We start from the raw sequence: 15620 nt of genomic DNA on the forward strand, positions 1-15620 counted from the left end.
GGGGCCGGTGATGACCAGACGCGTGCAATAGTGGAGTGATGGACCGTCAGCTACCCGGCATCGGCAGCGGGTTGGCCGCACAGGTCGTGTCCGTCGCGGGGATCTTGTCGTCGAGGAAATAGTCGTTGACGAACGTGTCCACGCACCCGTTCTTGTTCCGGTACTGGCCGTGGTCGCCGCCCCCGACGACCGTCACCAACCGGGAGGTGGGCAGGGCGCGGTGGGCCCGCACCGCGGCCTCGTAGTACGTGGCCGGGTCGTGCGTGGAGTTGAGCATCAGGACGGGCGGCAGGTTCTTGCCGGTGACCTTGATGTGCGGCGCCGACGTGTGCGGCCAGGCGGCGCAGATCGAGGTGAACGTCAACTCGCGGGCGCCCGCGAGCGGATAGTCACGCGTGGCCTTGGCGCTGTCGCGGATCCAGTCGCGGCTGCTGCGGTCCCACGGGGTGTCGCCGCAGGTCACCGAGAAGAAGTCGGCGAAGAAACCGGCGTACATGGGGTGCTGGAGCTGGTCCGCGATCGCCTTGCGGGCGGGCGCCGGCGCGGCGTCGGGGTGCTCCAGGACTTCGAGCGCGGTGGCGAAGTCCGCGAAGTTGTCCTTGGCGTTGTACATCGCGCCGGTCGCGGCCACGTCCAGGTGGTTGGGGGTGACCAGGGTGCCTTCGAGGTCGAGCGGGTGGTCGTGCAGCGCCTTGCGCAGCCGCTCGTAGCTCGCTTTGGCCTCGGCCGGGGTGCGGCCCTGGTGGTAGGTGGCGTCGTTCTTCGCCAGCCACGGCAGGAAGTCCTGCTCGTAGCGGCGCTGGAAGCTGAGCGGCTGCCCCTTGAGGAACGACTGCCAGTCGCCGCTGAAGTCGATGTTGCTGTCCAGGACCATGCGCTCGACCCGGCCGGGGAACTCGGTGGCGTAGTACGCGCCGAGGAAGGTGGCGTAGGACGGGCCGTAGTACGAGATCTTGTCGACGCCCAGCAGCGCGCGGTAGAGATCCATGTCGCGGGTGGCCTGGTCGGTGGTGATGTACGGCAGCAGATCGCCCGAGTTGCGCCGGCAGTCCCGGACGAACGCGCGGGCCCGCTCGAAGGTCTGACGGATCGCCTGGTCCGAGCGGTCGCGCAGGTCGCCGCTGGTGAAGAACGAGTCCACGGTGGCCTGGTCCGAGCAGACGACCGGTGTGGTGCCGTTGCCGCCGACCCCGCGCTGGTCGAAGCCGACGATGTCGTACGCGGCCGCCAGCGTCGGCTCGTCCTTGGCGAGGCCCGCGGGCCGCTTCAGACCGGAGGCGCCCGGGCCGCCCGCTGCCATCATCAGGACCCCCTTGCGCGCACCGGTGCCGGTCGCGCGGTGGCGGGAGACCTCGACGGTGATCGCGGGAGAGGTGTCCGCGTGGTGCCAGTCGCGCGGCACGGACATGGCCGCGCACTCCAGCGCGCCGGACGCGCACGACGTCCAGTCCAGCTTCTGCTTGAGGTAGCGGTCGGGCACCTGCGCGGTGGTGCCGGACGTGCGCGCGGTCGAGGCGTTGGCCGTGGCGAGCGGCAGTGTCGCCGCCACGAGGAGCCCGGCCGTGGCGGCCAGCGACCACCGCGCCGCGTTCCTGAACTTGCTCATGTTGTACTCCCCGTCGGGTCGATCGAACGTATCGATCTTCCTGCGGCGGGCGGGGTGCGATCGATCCCGCAGGCACCCGAATCGGGGGTGGCACTAGTACCACCGGACAGGTGTTCAGCGCTCGGCGAGCGTGTTCCAGAACATCGACTCGTACGTCTGGAGGAGCCTGCCGTACCGCCGTGCCAACGCGATGTCGGCCTCGCCGCGGACACCCGAGGCGACGGCCGCGAGTGCCTGGCGTTCGAGGTCGGGGGCGGGCTGTGCGAAGAAGTCGAAGAAGCCGCATGCCTCGTCGGAGAAGCCGTAGCGGGCGCGCAGCGACTCGGCCACGGTGGCGCAATAGCCGCCCCACGCCGCGAAGTTGGCGGTGAGCGCGAGCGCCACGAGTGGCGGCTCGCCGTTCAGTGCCAGCCATGCCACGTACGACGGGTAGGCCTGGCAGCCGGGCAGTGGCTCGTACCGCTCGACGGCGTCCGCGTCGAGCCCGCAGGCGCTCTCGTACGCGCCGAGCCGGTCGAGCGCCAGCGTCTCGCCGGTCGCGAGCGCGCCGAAGAACTCCGCGCACGCCGAGTTCGCCGCGCCGGACGCGCGGTCGGCGAGGAAGGAGAAGGCGCGCAGGTCGGAGGCGATGATGTGGCGCTGCTCAAGGGCGAGCGCGGCCAGTGCGGTCAGGGGGGCCCTGCCCGAGGCGATCAGCGGGACCAGCCGGTTGGCGTCCTTGTCCGGCGCGAGCTCCGCCGTGACGCTCTCCACCAGTTCCCGGGTCGTGCCTGCCATTCGGGGCCCCCTTTGTTCCGGTCGCGCTCACACTGGTCGCCCCCAGCCTCTCACTGCGATGCGCTCCAAAGCAGCCGAATGGGGTGGGTTTCCACCCTGTCGTCCCGCACGGGTGATTCGGCCGAACTCTGCGTAGACTACTTAGCTGCCTTGGGCATGTAGTGGAGATCGGCAAGACGGACTCTTCGCTTGCGAGGTTCACCCATGACCGAATCTGTCTCCTTCCCTCAGGACCGCACCTGCCCCTATCACCCGCCCGCCGGATACGAACCGGCGCGCCAGGAGGGCCCGGTCGCGCGCGTGACGCTCTTCGACGGCCGGGAAGTGTGGTTCGTGACCGGCCACGCCGAGGCACGGGCGCTGCTCGTCGACCCCCGGCTCTCCTCCGACCGCCTCGACCCCGGCTTCCCGCTGCCCATGGAGCGGTTCACGGCGCTGCGCCGACGCCGGACCGAACTCCTCGGGGTCGACGACCCCGAGCACAACACCCAGCGCCGCAAGGTCATCCCCGGCTTCACCCTCAAACGCACGGCGGCACTGCGGCCGATGATCCAGCGGACTGTCGACGGTCTGCTGGACACGATGGTGGCCAAGGGCCCGCCCGCCGACCTGGTCACCGCGTTCGCGCTGCCCGTGCCGTCGATGGTGATCTGCGCGCTGCTCGGCATTCCCTACGACGACCACGACTTCTTCGAGGTGCAGTCCCGGCGGCTGCTGCGCGGGCCGGAAGCGGCCGACACGGACGACGCCCGGGAGCTGCTCGACGCGTATCTGGGCGAGTTGATCGACCGCAAGGTCCGGTCGCGAGGCGAGGGGCTGCTCGACGAGCTCATCGACGACCAGCTGAACACGGGCGGCATGGACCGCATGGAACTGGTCAGGATGGCGGTCCTGCTGCTGGTCGCGGGCCATGAGACCACCGCGAACATGCTCTCGCTCGGGACCTTCACGCTTCTCGAACACCCGGAGCGGCTTGCGGAGTTGCGGGCCGATCCATCGCTGATGCCGACGGCGGTCGAGGAGCTGATGCGGTTCCTCTCCATCGCCGACGGGATACTCCGCGTGGCCGGGTCGGACATCGAGGTGGCCGGTACCACCATCCGGGCCGGTGAGGGCGTCATCCTCGCCACGTCCGTGATCAACCGGGATGCCTCGGTCTACCCGGAGCCGGACACCCTGGACTGGCACCGCTCCGCCCGCCATCACGTGGGGTTCGGGTTCGGTATCCACCAGTGCCTCGGACAGAACCTGGCGCGGGCCGAGATGGAGATCGCGTTGGGCACCCTCTTCGCCCGGCTCCCGGATCTGCGCCTCGCGGCGCCCGCCGACCGCATCCCGTTCAAACCCGGCGACACGCTCCAGGGAATGGTGGAACTCCCGGTCACCTGGTAGCGGAGTGGGAGAGTGATTCGATGGAAATCAGCATCGACAAGGACGTCTGCATCGGGTCGGGCCAGTGCGCCCTGACGGCGCCGAAGGTGTTCACCCAGGACGACGACGGATTCAGCGAGTTGCTGCCCGGCCGCGCGGACGGCGGCGGCGACCCCATGGTCCGCGAGGCCGCCCGCGCCTGCCCGGTGCAGGCCATCGCGATCGCGGAGTGAGTGCTCCGGCGGTACGGTGCGTGTGCCGTACCGCCGGAGCACGGCGCTCAGCCGTCGGTGCGCCGCAGCCGTACCACGGGAATGTCGCGCTCGATCCGCCGGTCGTACTCCTCGTAGGGCGCGTGCAACTCCACCAGCCGCGGCCACACCCGGGCCTTCTCCTCGGGGGTGAGCCGGCTCCCAGCCTGCCGTACGGGAACGCGGGCGTCACCCGCCTGTGGTGGATCCCGGCCGCAAGATCATGAGGACGGTGACGACGGCCCAGAGGAGGTTGAACACGCCTGTGAACATGGCCAGTTGAATGGTCCGGCGTACGTCGGTGGCCGTTTCCCCATCGCCCGTGGCCGTCGCCTCCAGCTCCGTCAGGATCGCGTCCTGGCGCGGCAGGACGAGGGCTATCAGCGCGCCCGCCGCGATCGTGGTCAGCACGATCGAGACGATGATCCAGGTGTCGCCGAGGATGCCCATGTTCTTCGCCGTGGCGAATCCGAAGACCGGCACCGCGACGCCCACGGCCGCGTAGACCCGGCAGATCCGGTGCAGCAGTCGCACGGACGCCAGTGCCTGGGCGTCCGTCGGAGCGGCCAGCGCGCGGCGGGCGGTCGGCGGGAACATGCTGGCGGCCACCGCGACCGGCCCGATGGCCAGGATCGCGAACAGGATATGGACGGTGAGCAGGAACTTCGTCACGGGTCGAGCGCTTTCGTACGGGTGCGAGGCCGCCGGCCGGGGGCCCCGGGCGAACGCTATGCCGTCCGTACGAAGGGGAGAAAGCGGCGAGAGTGCCAGCATCCAACGGGTTCTCGCCAAAGGGCGTGAGGTGAATTCCGGGACGCCCCACGTGCCGTCGGTGCCGAATCCTAGGATGGCGAAAGATCACTTCCACTCGGAGCGATCATCTTGGAGCGATCACCCGCCCGGCGCCGGAGGTTTCCCTTGAACCAGCTCAACCAGCAGTTCGTCACCGTCGTCACCGGCGGCAGCCGAGGCATCGGCGCCGCGGTCTGCGCCCGCCTGGCCGCCGACGGCCATGACGTCGTCATCGGCTACCGCACCGACGCCATGGCCGCCGAAGCGGTCGCCGAACAGGTCCGCGCGGCGGGCAGACGCGCTGTCGCCGTGCGCGTCGACACGGCCGACGAGGACTCGGTCGACCGGCTCTTCGACGTGGCCGCCGAGCTCGGCCCGGTCACCGGTCTCGTCAACAACGCGGGGGTCAGCGGCCCCAACGGCCGTCTCGCCGACGCCGACGCGCAGGGCATGCGCCGCGCGATCGACGTCAATGTGCTCGGCTATCTGCTGTGCGCCCGCCGGGCCGTACGCGACATGGCCGGGCGCGGGGCCGGGGCCATCGTCAACATCTCCTCGGCCGCCGCCACCCTCGGCAGCCCCGGGCAGTATGTGCACTACGCGGCGACGAAGGCGGCCGTCGACGCCATGACCGTGGGCCTCGCCAAGGAGGTCGCGGCCGACGGCATCCGCGTCAACTGCGTGGCGCCGGGCATCATCTGGACCGAGTTCCACGAGGATCCGCAGCGCCCTGCCAAGCTCGCCGACACCATCCCGATGGGGCGCGCCGGCCGCCCCGAGGAGATCGCCGGAGCCGTCTCGTGGCTGCTGTCCTCCGACGCCTCGTACGCCACGGGGACGGTCGTGCGGGTGGCGGGCGGAATGTAGTCGCGCCGGGCCCCCGGCTCAGGTGATCGGCCCCGGCGAGGGCATCGGCTCGGGCACGGGGTCGGGTCCCGGCGGATGCGGTACGGGGTCGGGCTCCGGGATCGGCAGCGGCCCGGGCAGCGGTCCCGGCCCGGGCGCGGGCGGCCCGGGCGCCGGGCCGGGCGTCGGCGGCACGGGATCGGGCGGTCCCGGGGTCGGCCCCGGCGTCGGCGGGGCGGGGTCGGGGTGCGGGTGGGTCATCGGGGGCCTCCTGTCGTGCGGTGCGGGCGGCGCCCGCGCGGTGCTCCGGGAGCACGACCGCCGGCGCCGCCTCCACTGTCTCCTCCACCGCGTGCCCACGCCCGTCGGCGGTACTCCATCCGTCCCCGGGGTCCGTGGCCGCCGCCGTGTCAGTCGAGCCGGTCCCCGAGGGATTCCAGGAGATCGCGCAGCCCCTCGGCGAGCGTGTCGCGCCGCTCCGGATCCAGGGCCGCGAGCAGCCGCTCCTCGGTGGCGAGGTGGTCGGGCAGCGCCCCGTCGATGAGTTCTCGGCCTGCGTCGCTGAGGGCCACCTGCACGACCCGGCCGTCGGTCGGGCTCGGCGTACGGGTCACCAGGCCGCGCGCCTCCAGCCGGTCCAGCCGCTGGGTGACCGCGCCCGAGGTGACCATCGACGACCGCATCAGCTCGGCCGGGGTGAGCAGATGCGGCGGCGCGCTGCGGCGCAGGGTCGCCAGCACGTCGAAGGACGCCGGGTCGAGGTCGTGTTCCGCGAAGGTGCGGCGCAACTCGGCCTCGACCAGCCGCGTGAGCCGTTTCAGCCGCCCGATCACCGCCATCGGCGACACATCGAGGTCGGGGCGGCGCGCGCCCCACTGCTCCAGCACCAGGTCCACGTGATCGGTCACCGTTCCACACTAGCCAATCTCTTAGTGGTGAGATACTTTCTCTTAGCGCTAAGGGATTGAGTGCGAATGAGCAGAAGGAAGTGGACAGCATGCGCATCACCGTCTTCGGAGCCGCCGGGAACGTCGGCAGCCGTGTCGTGGCCGAGGCGGTCTCGCGGGGGCACGAGGTCACCGCGGTCGTCCGCGACGAGGCCCGCTTCCCCGAACTCCACCCGGGCGCCCTGCCGCGTACGGGAGACGCCCGTAACGTCGAGGACGCGGCCGAACTGAGCGCCGGGCAGGACCTGGTGATCACCGCGACCCGTCCCGCGCCCGGCAGCGAGGGCGACCTCGTCACCGCGACCAAGGGGCTGCTCGCGGGGCTCGCCGGAACGGGCGTGCGGGTGCTGCTCGTCGGCGGCGCCGCCACGCTCACCGTGCCCGGCACCGGCGGCGCCACCGTCGTCGACGACCCCGACTTCCCGGCCGAGCTGCGGCCGATAGCCCAGGCGTGCACCGAGCAGCTGGAGGTCTGCCGCGCGGAGACCGGCGTGGACTGGGCCTACCTCAGCCCGGCCGCGCTCCTGGAGCCCGGCGAGCGCACCGGCACGTACCGCCTCGGCACCGACGAACTGCTGATGGACGCCGAGGGGCGGTCGTCCGTCTCGATGGAGGACCTGGCGGTGGCACTCCTCGACGAGGCCGAGCACCCCCGGCACCACCGCACCAGGTTCACCGTCGGGTACTGACGTGCCCCTCAGTGCCCGAGCAGGGTCCTCAACTCGGGCTGGATCAGCTCCCCATGGGCCTGTACGAGGTCGTCGCACAGGTCCCAGATCCGCTCCACCGGCAAGGTGGCGGCGGTCGCCGGGTCGGTCATGGCCGCGTGCCGCACATGCCGGGGCTCGCCCTCGGTCGCGGCCCTGACCACCAGGTCGGTGACGCTCGCGTACGTACGGTTCAGCGCCGCGCACTGCGGCGGGAGCGCGCCGACGCGGGTCGGCTGCACGCCCAACCCGTCCACCAGGCACGGGACTTCGACCACCGAGTCGCCCGGCAGGTTCGAGATGAGGCCGTGGTTGGGGACGTTGCCGTAGATCGTCCGGGGTGTGCCCGTCACGATGCTGTGGATGATCTGCGGGGCGTACTCCATGGTGCCCTCGACGGGCAGCGGGCGGCCCGCCGCGAGCGCGTTGCGGGTGCGCTCATAGCTGACCGTGTTGTCCTCGATGATGTCGAGATACGCGCCGATCGGCAGCCGCAGCCGCTCCACCTCGCTGTCGTGGTGCAGATACCACGGCACGTACTCGGAGGAGTGCTCGCTGGTCTCGGTGGGGTAGTGGCCGAGCCTGCGGTACATGTCCACCCGGACGCGGCGCAGCAGTTCGCGGTCCTTCTCGATGGCGGCGTCGAGCAGTGGATGCAGATCCTGGCCGTCGCGTTCGAAACGCAGCACCCATGCCTGGTGGTTCATCCCGGCGGCCAGATATGACACCTCGGAGAAGTCCACACCGACCAGCTCCGAGAGATCGTGCATCGTCCAGTACACCGAGTGGCACATCCCCACCGCGCGTTGCCGGGGGGCGATCCGGTGCAGATACAGCAGGTTCATCGCCATCGGGTTGGTGTAGTTCAACAGCCAGGCGTCCGGGCAGAGTTCGGCCATGTCCTCGGCGATGCCGCGCAGTACGGGGAAGGTCCGCAGGGCGCGGAAGATGCCGCCGATCCCGAGCGTGTCCGCGATGGTCTGGCGCAGCCCGTAGCGGGCGGGGACGGCGAAGTCGGTGCGGGTCGCCGCGTTCATGCCGACCTGGACGGTGTTGATGACGAAGTGCGCCCCGTCGAGCGCACCGCGCCGGTCCGGATGCGCGGTGATGATCGGCGCGACCTTGAGCGCCCCGGCGATGTGCCGGGCCGCCGCCTCGCTGGTGGCGAGCCGCTCGGGGTCGATGTCGTGCAGGGCGATACGGGCCCGGGCGAACTCGGGGAAGGCGAACAGATCGGCCAGCAGCCCCTGGGTGAACACGACGCTGCCCGCGCCCATGAAGGCGATCTTCACTTCGGCCGGTTCGGTCATCGCGACTCCGCTCGTGTAGGTCGTCTCGGTCATGCGGAACTCCCGCTGTTCGTAGGGCGGTTGACAGGGGCGCAGCCGACGGCCTCGTCCCAGGTGGGCTGGGTCGCGGTGCCGCCACGGCCCCGGGTGGACAGTGAGCCGCAGGCCGCCGCGACGGCGAGCGCGTCCGGCAGCGCGAGACCGCGCAGCACGGCGGCGAGGAACCCGGCGTCGAAACTGTCCCCGGCGCCGACGGTGTCCAGCGGCTCGACCGGGACCGCCGGAGCCGTCGAAAGCCGGGTCCCGTCGTGGGCGAGCGCGCCCTCGGCGCCGTTCTTGACGACGACAAGTCCCGGTCCGCGCCGGGCCAGTTCGGCGGCGGCCTCGGCCACGCCGTCGGCATCCGGCGCCAGGGCGCGCGCCTCGGCGGCGTTCGGCAGCAGCTGGTCGGTCACCTTCAGGACCGGGTCGATCAGCTCCCGGTCCCAGCGCCCGGACGGGTCGTCGTTGGTGTCCAGCGAGGTGGTCGCGCCGAGCTCGCGCGCCCGCGCGAACACCGTGGCCAGCGACCGGGCGAGGCGCGGCATCAGGAAGAACGAGCCCGCGTGGACATGTCGGACTCCGGCGAGCAGCGCGTCGGGGACGTCCTGCGGCCCGGTCGCGGCCAGACACCCCGGCGCGGTGAGGATGGCCCGGTCGGCGCCGTGGGTGAGGACCGCCGTGAGCGGGGTGGCCAGTTCGGGGTCGGTCGTCAGGGCCGAGGTGTCGACCCCGCGCGCGGCCAGGGCCGTACGCACGAAGGCGCCCGCCGGATCGTCGCCGACGCGGCCCGCGAACGCCACCCGCAGCCCGAGCCGCGCCGCCCCGCACGCGGTGATCGCGGCGGATCCGCCGAGGACGAGATCGGCTCGCTCGACGAGCTGTTCGCGCTGCCCGTACGCGAGGTCGCGCGGCACCGGGCCGAGCACCACATCCGGATTGGCGTCCCCGACGACCAGCAGATCGAAAGGGCGGGAGCGGGGTGCAGGCATGGCAAAGAGCTTTCTGGATCGGTGAGTTGACGTGTCGTCGGCGAGTTCGTCCGATGGGCCGGCCCCGGCTCAGCCCTTCAGCCCGCTCGAGGTCAGCGACTGGATGAAGGTCTTCTGCGCGAACAGGAACGCGAGCAGCACCGGCAGCACGGTGATGACATTGCCCGCCATCACCGCCGCCCACTGCGTGTGGTGCTGCCCCTGGAAGGTCGTGAGCCCCAGCTGGAGCGTGTACTGGGTGTCGTGGTTGATGGCGATCAGCGGCCAGGACAGGTCGTTCCAGGTGGCCAGGAAGGTCAGCACCGCGACGGTCGCCAGTGCAGGTCGGGCCAGCGGTGCCACGATCGAGAACAGCACCCGCAGCCGCGAGCACCCGTCGATCCAGGCCGCCTCCTCCAGCTCCCTGGGCAGCCCCAGGAAGAACTGCCGGAAGAGGAACACCGCGAACGGGGTGACCAGCGACGGCACGATCAGCGCGCCCAGCGTGTCGATCAGCCCCAGCCACTTCATCACCAGGAACGTCGGGATCATCGTCAGCTGGAACGGGACCACCATCGTCGCCAGCATCAGCACGAGCAGCGACCGCGAACCCCGGAAGCGCATCCGGGCGAACGCGTATCCGCCGAGCGAGCCCAGGACCAGGTTCGCGCCGACGGCGACGGTCGAGACGATGCACGAGTTGGCGAACCAGCGCGGGAACATCGCGTTGCCCAGCACATAGCGGTAGCCCCCGAGGTCGATCCCTTCGGGCCACAGCGCCGGCGGGAAGCGGTTGATCTCCGCGTTGGTCATCACCGAACTGAGCACCAGCCACACCAGCGGCAGCGCGAACCCGATCGACAGCGGCGCGAGCAGCAAGTGCCAGGCGCTGAACGGCAGTCGGCGCCGACGCCGCGCGGTGTGCGCGGCCGGGGCCGCCGCAGGCGCCGCGCCCTCGCCGACCATGGTGGAGGCGGTCATCGGGCCACTCCTTCCGCGCCGCGCAGCCCGGGCGTTCCGGCCGCGCCGGTCGTACGCTCGCGATGGCGGCGGTACAAAGTCACCGCCGTGCCCGCGAGGAGCAGGGCGACCGCCAGGACATACGCGGCGGCCGCGCCGTAGCCCGCCGTGAACGTACGGAAGGCCTGCTCCCAGACGAAGTAGACGATGACCGTGGTCGAACCCAGCGGCCCGCCCTTGGTCGTCACGTACACCAGGTCGAAGACCTGCAACGCGGTGATCAGCTGCCACAGGACCAGGAACGCGGTGACCGGCGCGAGCGTCGGCAGTGTGACGTAACGCAGCACTTGCCAGCGGTTCGCGCCGTCGAGGCGCGCCGACTCGACGAGTTCTGTCGGTACGTCCTGGAGCGCGGCGAGGAAGACCACCACGCAGAACCCGACCCCGCTCCACAGCGAGATCATCAGCAGCACGTACAGGGACTGGCCGGGGTCGGTGAGGAAGCCCTGCGGCGAGATGCCCAGCTTGTGCAGCACGGAGTTGGCCGCGCCGAACTGCGGGTCGAAGATGAACGAGAACAGCACGCCCTGGGCGGCCGCCGAGACCACGAACGGGATGAAGACCAGCGTCCGGTAGACGCCGACGAACCGGATCCGCCGGTTCAGCGCCAGGGCCAGTGCCAGCCCCCCGGCCAGGCTCACGGGGACGAAGATTCCCGCGTACGTCAGCGTGTTCTCGACGGCCTTGCGGAACCCCGGGTCCTTCGACAGGGCCCGGTAGTTGTCCAGGCCCACCCAGCGGCCCGGCGTGACCAGGTCGTCGGCGCGGAACGACAGCAGCAGCGACCAGATCACCGGCACCACGCTCAGACCCAGGATCACCAGGACCGACGGGCTGATGAACGCCCAGGCGGTGGCCGTCTCGCCGCGTGCCCGCCGGCGCCGGGCGCGCTGTCGGGCCATCGCCTCGCGGTCGGCGGGGGCCACCGTGAGCGGACGGGGCAGGCCCGTTCGGGATGCTCGGGGCACGAGGTCCCTCCTCATCGGGGAATCAGCAGGGCCGCGCCGGCCTTGTCGGCGCACTGGCGCACCGCCTTGGCGGGGGAGGCGCGGCCGAGCAGCACGGACACCACGGCCTCGCCGGTGGCCTGCGAGATCTGCGGATAGGCGGGGTGGATGGGCCGCACCCGGGCGGTCTCCAGGGCCTTGGTGAACACCGGCAGACCGACGGTGTCGGCGGAGTGCCGCTGCCAGGTGCTCTGGCGCTCGCTCTCCTTGCTCAGCGGCAGACTGCCGCCCCCTATGTCCCACCGCACGTCCTGCGCGGGGGTGATGAGCCACTGCACGAACTCCACGGCGGCCTTCGCGCGCGCCTTGCCGTTGTCGAAGACGGTCCAGGTGTCGGGCCCGGAGATGGTGAGCGGCTTGCCGCTGTACGTCGGCATGGGGACCACGTCGTACGGCAGCTTCGACTCCAGGATGTTGGGCAGCTGCCACGGTCCGGTGATCACCATGGCCATCCGGCCGGAGACGAACACCTGGTACATCTGCTCGCTGCCGGGCTTGGGGTCGATGTAGACGCTCTTGTCGGCGACCAGTTGGGCCACGGTCTCCAGGGCCCGCTTGCCCGAGTCCACGAAGCCGATGTTCTTGCCGTCGGGGGCGATCACGTCTCCGCCCAGGTCCCACACCATCGGCCACAGCCGCCACACGGTGTCCTCGTCACCGGCGCCCGGCCAGCCGGTCCCGAATACCCCGTGCCCGGAGTCGGTGAGCTTCTTGGCCGTCGCCACGAACTCCGCCCAGGTCCAGCCCGCGCGGGGCAGCGGGATGCCGGCGCGTCTGAAGAGCGTGGTGTTGCAGGCGACGGCGAGCGAGTCGAGCAGCGAGGGCGCGGCCCGTACCTTGCCGTGCAGCGTGACGGCCTCCCTGACGGAGGGCCAGAAGTCGTTCCAGGGCGGTGAGCCACCGTGCAGCGCGCTGGTCAGATCGACGACCTTGGGGCTGCGTGCGATGCTCGCGAGGTCCGAGCCGAAGATGTACGCGATGTCGGGATAGGCCCCGGCCGCGAGCGCCGCCGTCACCTTCTGCAGCATGGCGTCGGCCACCACACCGCCGCCGTTCGCGTTCACCCGTACGCGTGACTGCGAGCGGTTGAAGTCGGCGGCCAGCGCCTCGATCGCCTTGGCGTTGGTCTCGTTCTGGCCGTGCCACATCTCGATGTTGACGCGGCCGTCCGCGCCGATCCCGTTCGAGGTGGTGGCCGCGCAGGCGTCGAGGAGCGGGAGGGCGGTGGCCCCGGCGGCGAGCGCCGCACCGGCGCGCAGCACCCGTCGGCGCGGCGGGCGGCCGGGGGAGTCCTGGGGCTCACTGGTGCGGTCCGAAGCGGCGGGCATGGTCGTTCCATCCCTTAGCGGGTACGCCCCGCCTCGGACGCGGGACACACGTCCTGGCGACTCGGGCCGGACTCCGGACCTGGTCGGGGATCCGCTACCGGCTGGGCGCACCACTCGAAGCGCCGGGCCGCTCGTAGGCCCCGCACTGGCTGGATGAAAGCGCCTCGGCGCACACGCGTCAAGTACCCCGGGGAAAGCGCTGTCGACGTGCCGCCGGGCACCACACACCACGTCGGGGGCACAACAGTGCGCTTCCGGCCGAGCCGGGGCGATCTTTCGGCCGACTTGCCCCCGACGGATCCCGAAGTGATCTCCCGCGCACTAGAAGTGAGGACTCGTCAGTAATTCGCATGACTATTCGGAGATCACCGATGATACGTTTCCCCAGGCTGCGGGTCCTCGTGGCCATGGGCACCTCGGCCGTCGCGCTCGCCGCGACGGCCCTGCTCGGCGCGGCCCCCGCCCAGGCCGCTCCGCTCCCGGAGAAGGCGCTTTCCGCACCGGCCGCGTGCTCGGGCGCGTACGAGGGCGACGAGCGGCTGGGCCCGCAGAACCTGCCGAAGCCCTGGGACGACCCGGTCGGCCCGCTGGTCCTCGGCTACCACCGCACCGGCCACCTCACCCCGACCGCCTTCCTCGCCACCTACTGGGACACCACGGCGGGCAGCTGGAAGTACCCGCCCAACGACGGCTTCGCCAACCGCCGCGACGGCACCCTCGACAAGCGTGCGGTCAATCTCCACGTCGGCGAGGACCTGGACCGCTTCGGTTCCGAGTACGGCGCCTTCCTCGCCCCGGCCGGAGCGAGCTACGCCCGCCGGGCGCTGCCGCCGCAGAGCCTGATCACCCGCGAGGCCGCGTACCCGTGCGCGTACCACGCGTACGAGGTCACCAAGAGCTTCACCGTCTGGCAGGGCCGGATCGCCCCCTGGTTCGAGCAGCGTGGCGGCGGCCAGCAGGTCAAGCTCGACCCGGCGTTCGTCGACCCGGGCGCGGGCCAGAAGCTCAATGTGAAGTGGCTCCTGGACCACGGCTATCTGAAGGCCGGGAACAACCCGGAGGCGGCGAAGAGCGCGCTCGCGGGTGTGACGGGCAGCTGACTCGCTAGGGCCGGGTGAACCCCAGCTCCGACCAGCTCACTCCGGAGCGGCCGTGCAGGTCCGGGCGGCCGCCCCGGTGCAGGACACGCAGGCCCGCGGCCTCGGCGAGTGCCACGGTCTCGGCGTCCGGCACCTCGAACATCCGCCGCCCGGGCGGCACCGGGCCGCTGCGTACCCGCATGAGCAACGTGCCGCCGGGTGCGAGGAGTTCGGCGACGTTCGGCATCGCCCGGGCGCGCTCGGCAGGGTCCAGATGCATCCAGACCGCAGTGACCAGGATCAGGTCGAACCGTTCGCCCCGGGCGCGCAGCCCGGGCAGCTCCGGCAGCGCGTCGCCGAGCCAGGACACGGCGGTGTCCGCGTGCAACCGCTCGGCGTGGGCGCGCAGTTCGGCGGTCGGCTCGGCCGCCGTCACGGTGTGGCCGAGGCGGGCGAGCGCCGCCGCGTCCCGCCCGGTCCCGGCGCCGATGTCCAGCACCCGCGCGGGCGCGGCCGGGAAGAGGTGCAGCAGCTCGCCGTGCACCTCCTCGAAGGTCACGCTCTCGTACTGCACGGCCAGCGCGTCCGCCTCCGCGGCGTACCCCTGGGTGCCCGTCGTGGTCTCCGTCATGGCGTCAGGTTAAACGATCAACCTCCATGACCTCCGGGGTAATCGACCAACTCCCCGTCCCTGCCGCACCATCGATCACGTAAGCAGCGCAGTGAGCGAGCACCGACGGGGAAGGACCCAGCGCCATGCCGTACTTCGAGACCAGCACCGATGGCACCCGCCTCCACTACGTCGACTACGGGCCGCGTGACGGGCGCACCCTCGTCTTCGTCAACAGCTCCTACTTCGGCACGGAGATGTGGGAGTTCCAGATGCTCGCGCTGGCCGACGAGGGGTACCGATGCGTCGGGTTCGACCGGCGCGGGCACGGGCGGTCCGACGACGTGTGGGGCGGGTTCGACCTGGACACCCTGGCCGGAGATGTGGGCGCACTCGTCGACCACCTGGACCTGAGCGACATCACCCTGGTCGGGCACTCGATCGGCACCGCCGAGGTCGTCCGCTATCTGACGCTGCACGGCAGCGGGCGGGTGGCGCGCGTGGCCCTGGTGGCCGGGATGGCACCCGGGCCCGCGCGCTCGGCCGATCACCCCGAAGGCGTCGACCCGGCCCTCATCGAGGCCGGGAACGAGGTCTTCCGCAAGGATCGGCCCGCGTTCTTCGCGAGCGGCGCGGACGACTTCTTCGCCCTGCACCGCCCCGGCAACGAGGTCTCGCCCGCGGCCGTCCAGTACTGGGTGGACCGCTGTGCGGGCGCCACCGCCCGGGCCGGGAACGCGCTCGGGGAGCTCGTCGTGACCCTGAACGTCGCCCCCGAACTGGCCAAGATCGACGTACCGGTCCTGGTCGTCCACGGCACCCATGACGTCTCGGCCCCGATCGCCCTCACCGGCGAGCGCGCCGCCCGACTGATCCCGGGCAGCACGCTGCTGGTGTACGAGGACGCGGGCCACGGCCTGTTCGTCACCCACGCCGATCAACTCACCGCAGATCTGCGGGAGTTCGCGAACCGGTAGAGC

At 71.4% G+C, this 15620-nt stretch carries 17 protein-coding genes and 1 pseudogene; 6 read left to right on the forward strand and 12 right to left on the reverse strand.

What is annotated here, in order from left to right; all coding sequences use genetic code 11:
• Positions 1-46: 46 nt before the first annotated feature.
• Together ACT1U9_RS29050 and ACT1U9_RS29055 are read right to left on the reverse strand one after the other, a co-directional pair.
• Positions 47-1606, reverse strand: coding sequence for an alpha/beta hydrolase (locus ACT1U9_RS29050; RefSeq protein ID WP_444535581.1), 1560 nt, complete (start codon positions 1604-1606; stop codon positions 47-49).
• A gap of 114 nt (positions 1607-1720) precedes the next feature.
• Positions 1721-2383, reverse strand: a complete 663-nt coding sequence (locus tag ACT1U9_RS29055; protein WP_444535582.1) for a transcriptional regulator — start codon at positions 2381-2383, stop codon at positions 1721-1723.
• Positions 2384-2587: 204 nt separating this feature from the next.
• Between ACT1U9_RS29055 and ACT1U9_RS29060 the strand changes: the two genes are divergently transcribed.
• Both ACT1U9_RS29060 and ACT1U9_RS29065 read left to right on the forward strand, forming a co-directional pair.
• Positions 2588-3775 carry a cytochrome P450 gene (locus ACT1U9_RS29060; RefSeq protein WP_444535583.1) on the forward strand — a complete coding sequence of 396 codons (1188 nt, stop codon included), beginning with the start codon at positions 2588-2590 and terminating at the stop codon, positions 3773-3775.
• Positions 3776-3795: 20 nt separating this feature from the next.
• Entirely contained in the window at positions 3796-3987 is a 192-nt protein-coding gene (locus ACT1U9_RS29065) for a ferredoxin (protein WP_444535584.1), read from the forward strand.
• Between the two features lie 47 nt (positions 3988-4034).
• On the opposite strand, the pseudogene ACT1U9_RS29070 reads toward ACT1U9_RS29065, so the two are convergent.
• Together ACT1U9_RS29070 and ACT1U9_RS29075 are read right to left on the reverse strand one after the other, a co-directional pair.
• Positions 4035-4151, reverse strand: a pseudogene (locus tag ACT1U9_RS29070) (nitroreductase family deazaflavin-dependent oxidoreductase); the annotation flags it as partial.
• A 43-nt stretch (positions 4152-4194) separates the two neighbouring features.
• Complete coding sequence (locus ACT1U9_RS29075; RefSeq protein WP_444535585.1) at positions 4195-4677, reverse strand: DUF2269 family protein; 483 nt, start codon at positions 4675-4677, stop codon at positions 4195-4197.
• A 246-nt stretch (positions 4678-4923) separates the two neighbouring features.
• On the opposite strand from ACT1U9_RS29075, the gene ACT1U9_RS29080 reads away from it, so the two are divergent.
• Positions 4924-5664 (forward strand): SDR family NAD(P)-dependent oxidoreductase, encoded by a 741-nt coding sequence (locus tag ACT1U9_RS29080; RefSeq protein ID WP_444535586.1) that lies wholly within the window; start codon positions 4924-4926, stop codon positions 5662-5664.
• Positions 5665-5682: 18 nt separating this feature from the next.
• Here ACT1U9_RS29080 and ACT1U9_RS29085 read toward each other — a convergent pair whose 3' ends face one another.
• Together ACT1U9_RS29085 and ACT1U9_RS29090 are read right to left on the reverse strand one after the other, a co-directional pair.
• Complete coding sequence (locus ACT1U9_RS29085; RefSeq protein ID WP_444535587.1) at positions 5683-5904, reverse strand: hypothetical protein; 222 nt, start codon at positions 5902-5904, stop codon at positions 5683-5685.
• A gap of 149 nt (positions 5905-6053) precedes the next feature.
• Positions 6054-6551, reverse strand: a complete 498-nt coding sequence (locus tag ACT1U9_RS29090; RefSeq protein ID WP_444535588.1) for a MarR family winged helix-turn-helix transcriptional regulator — start codon at positions 6549-6551, stop codon at positions 6054-6056.
• Positions 6552-6640: 89 nt separating this feature from the next.
• On the opposite strand from ACT1U9_RS29090, the gene ACT1U9_RS29095 reads away from it, so the two are divergent.
• Positions 6641-7279 carry an NAD(P)-dependent oxidoreductase gene (locus tag ACT1U9_RS29095; protein WP_444535589.1) on the forward strand — a complete coding sequence of 213 codons (639 nt, stop codon included), beginning with the start codon at positions 6641-6643 and terminating at the stop codon, positions 7277-7279.
• 8 nt (positions 7280-7287) lie between these two features.
• Here ACT1U9_RS29095 and ACT1U9_RS29100 read toward each other — a convergent pair whose 3' ends face one another.
• The 5 genes from ACT1U9_RS29100 to ACT1U9_RS29120 form a co-directional block, all read right to left on the reverse strand.
• Positions 7288-8607, reverse strand: coding sequence for an alpha-glucosidase/alpha-galactosidase (locus ACT1U9_RS29100; protein WP_444539280.1), 1320 nt, complete (start codon positions 8605-8607; stop codon positions 7288-7290).
• A gap of 29 nt (positions 8608-8636) precedes the next feature.
• Complete coding sequence (locus ACT1U9_RS29105) at positions 8637-9617, reverse strand: carbohydrate kinase family protein (RefSeq protein ID WP_444535590.1); 981 nt, start codon at positions 9615-9617, stop codon at positions 8637-8639.
• Between the two features lie 69 nt (positions 9618-9686).
• Positions 9687-10562, reverse strand: a complete 876-nt coding sequence (locus tag ACT1U9_RS29110; protein WP_444539281.1) for a carbohydrate ABC transporter permease — start codon at positions 10560-10562, stop codon at positions 9687-9689.
• An 11-nt stretch (positions 10563-10573) separates the two neighbouring features.
• Positions 10574-11599 (reverse strand): carbohydrate ABC transporter permease, encoded by a 1026-nt coding sequence (locus ACT1U9_RS29115; RefSeq protein ID WP_444535591.1) that lies wholly within the window; start codon positions 11597-11599, stop codon positions 10574-10576.
• Positions 11596-12951 (reverse strand): ABC transporter substrate-binding protein, encoded by a 1356-nt coding sequence (locus ACT1U9_RS29120; RefSeq protein ID WP_444535592.1) that lies wholly within the window; start codon positions 12949-12951, stop codon positions 11596-11598. The genes ACT1U9_RS29115 and ACT1U9_RS29120 overlap by 4 nt, the downstream gene beginning before the upstream one ends.
• Before the next feature lie 371 nt (positions 12952-13322).
• On the opposite strand from ACT1U9_RS29120, the gene ACT1U9_RS29125 reads away from it, so the two are divergent.
• Positions 13323-14051 carry a TNT domain-containing protein gene (locus ACT1U9_RS29125; RefSeq protein ID WP_444535593.1) on the forward strand — a complete coding sequence of 243 codons (729 nt, stop codon included), beginning with the start codon at positions 13323-13325 and terminating at the stop codon, positions 14049-14051.
• Between the two features lie 4 nt (positions 14052-14055).
• On the opposite strand, the gene ACT1U9_RS29130 is transcribed toward ACT1U9_RS29125, so the two are convergent.
• Positions 14056-14661: a class I SAM-dependent methyltransferase gene (locus ACT1U9_RS29130; protein WP_444535594.1), complete on the reverse strand. Its 606-nt coding sequence runs from the start codon at positions 14659-14661 to the stop codon at positions 14056-14058.
• A gap of 125 nt (positions 14662-14786) precedes the next feature.
• On the opposite strand from ACT1U9_RS29130, the gene ACT1U9_RS29135 reads away from it, so the two are divergent.
• Entirely contained in the window at positions 14787-15617 is an 831-nt protein-coding gene (locus ACT1U9_RS29135) for an alpha/beta fold hydrolase (RefSeq protein WP_444535595.1), read from the forward strand.
• Positions 15618-15620 lie beyond the last annotated feature (3 nt).

It is taken from the genome of Streptomyces sp. BR1, from assembly GCF_052373795.1.
Taxonomy (GTDB): domain Bacteria; phylum Actinomycetota; class Actinomycetes; order Streptomycetales; family Streptomycetaceae; genus Streptomyces.